Source organism: Kitasatospora sp. NPDC004272, assembly GCF_053603035.1.
Window position 1 is genome coordinate 1 of the sequence record NZ_JBSGET010000280.1, and the last position, 1909, is coordinate 1909.

Here is a 1909-nt window from a genome sequence, read left to right on the forward strand (position 1 = left end):
TGCGGCGCGGCTCGAAGTAGCCGCCACCGCCGGCGGGGGTGCCGGACGGCGGGGTGCTGCCCGGGCCCGGCCCGACCGGCGGGTAGCCGGAGGAGGTGTACGGGGGCGGGCCGGGCGGGCCCGGCGGTGGCGCGGCGGGGCCGCCGGGGTGCGCCTGGGCACCCGGCTGGCCCTGGGCGCCGGGCTGGGCCGGGCCGTTCGGGAAGCCGGGGATCGCCAGGCCGGGCGGCGGCGTCATCGGGAAGCCGCAGTAGTCGCACCAGTCCTCGGCCTGTGACTCGTGTCCCCTAGGGCAGATCGGCATCAGGTCCCCACTCCAGCAGGTTCGGGTCCGGCGGGTGTCCGGCTCACTTCTTCACGCGCACGGTCTTGGTCGACCGGGTCTCAAGGGTCATCGAGTCGGCCTCGCTCACGTTCTTACGGAACCGAACGGTACCCTCCCGCTCGTCGACCACGTCCACCACCTTCCGCAGCAGCTTGAGGGTGCCCTCGTTGCCGCTGGCGTATGCGAGTCGGACGGCGGTTCCGAGTCTGGCGCTCGCCAGCGCCAAGTCGCCCGCCCGGTGGGCCTCCAGGCCGTCGCGGATCGAGTCGGCCAGTTCGGCCTGCCCGGTGTAGTGCGCGACCTGCTGGTTGATCCGGGTCGAGGAGGCCGGGTCGTCCGTCCACACGGCGCGCACCAGGCCCTGGCCGAGCACCTCGGCGGTGCCGTCGGGGTGCGGCAGGACCAGGCTGATCCGGGCCGCCAGCATCTCGCTGCCGACGGCCGCCGGCGGGACCTCCACGCACACGTGGTAGTCCCGGGACTCGTCGCCCCAGGAGCCGGTCGGGTAGTCCGCGGCCCGGGTGCCCGCCGCGCTGCGGCGGTCGGTGAGGTCCTCGAACGCCGGGGCGGCCTGCTTGACGAACCGCACCCGGGCCCCGGCCGGGGTCCACACCCGCAGGGCGACGTCGGCGACCTGCTTGCCCATCGTGGTGGACATGACGGCCCGGAAGTCGTCGGCCAGGCCCGCGGACTCGGCGACGATGTCGACGGTGCCGAGCAGCGCGGAGGCGACCTTCCGCAGCTCGGCCACCTCCCAGTCGGTGCCGACGCCCCGGCAGTCGGCGGTGAAGTACCCGGCGGCGGCGTCCAGGGCGCGCTGCAGGTCGGCGGGCTTCTCGTGCTCGTTGCGGCCGTCGGTGAGCAGGACGGCGTGCCGGATCGCGCTCCCCGGGCGGGAGGCGAACAGCTGCTGCGCCTTGGCTATCCAGGTGCCGATCGCGGTGCCGCCGGACGGGTCGAGCCGGCGCAGCGCGTCCTTGGCCTGCTCGCGGGTGTGCCGGTCGGCGACGGCCAGCCGGCCGTTGCCGGGGTAGACGTCGACGGCCTCGTGGGTGCCGGCGACCACGGCGAAGGCGACGCCGTCGCGCAGTTCGTCGACGGCGACGGCGGTGGCCTCGCGGGCGTGCCGCATCTTGGTGGCCGGGTACTCCATCGAGCCGGAGCAGTCGATCACCAGCACCACGGCGGCGTCCGGCCCGGGGGCGCCGATCGGCCGCCCGCCGGAGGTGCCGCCGCCGGTCGCGGTGACCGTGACGATGGCGTTGACCTCCTGGGCGCCCTGGGCGAGGTACTCGTTCTGGAAGACGTCGACGTCGAACCGGGGCGCGTCGGGCTTGGACAACGAGGCCATGCGGAGAGCTCCTCTGCCGGAGGGTCGGTGGCGGTGGCGGTGGCGGTGGCGCTGGAGGTGGTCGTGGTGTCGTCGGTGCGGTCGCCGCTGGTGCCGTCGGCGGCCGGGTCAGTCCGCGGCGGGTGCGGCGGGCGGGGTCGCGGCGGCGGTGGCGCCGGACACCGGGACGGGCGGCGCGCTCGGGACGGGCGGCACGGCGGGCGGGGCGGCGGGCGGGGCCGGTGCGGCGGCGG

The 1909-nt window shown here is 76.2% G+C and carries 1 protein-coding gene and 1 pseudogene; both read right to left on the bottom strand.

Annotated elements, in window-relative coordinates:
* Nucleotides 1–304, bottom strand: a pseudogene (locus ACWEO5_RS38410) (hypothetical protein); the annotation flags it as partial.
* 43 nt (nt 305–347) lie between these two features.
* Nucleotides 348–1676 (bottom strand): vWA domain-containing protein, encoded by a 1329-nt coding sequence (locus tag ACWEO5_RS38415; protein WP_452166697.1) that lies wholly within the window; start codon nt 1674–1676, stop codon nt 348–350.
* Nucleotides 1677–1909: the final 233 nt, after the last annotated feature.

Coding starts and splice junctions, on each gene's coding strand:
- ACWEO5_RS38415 (WP_452166697.1), bottom strand. CDS start 1,676: ATGGCCTCGTTGTCCAAGCCCGACGCGCCCCGGTTCGACGTCGACGTC.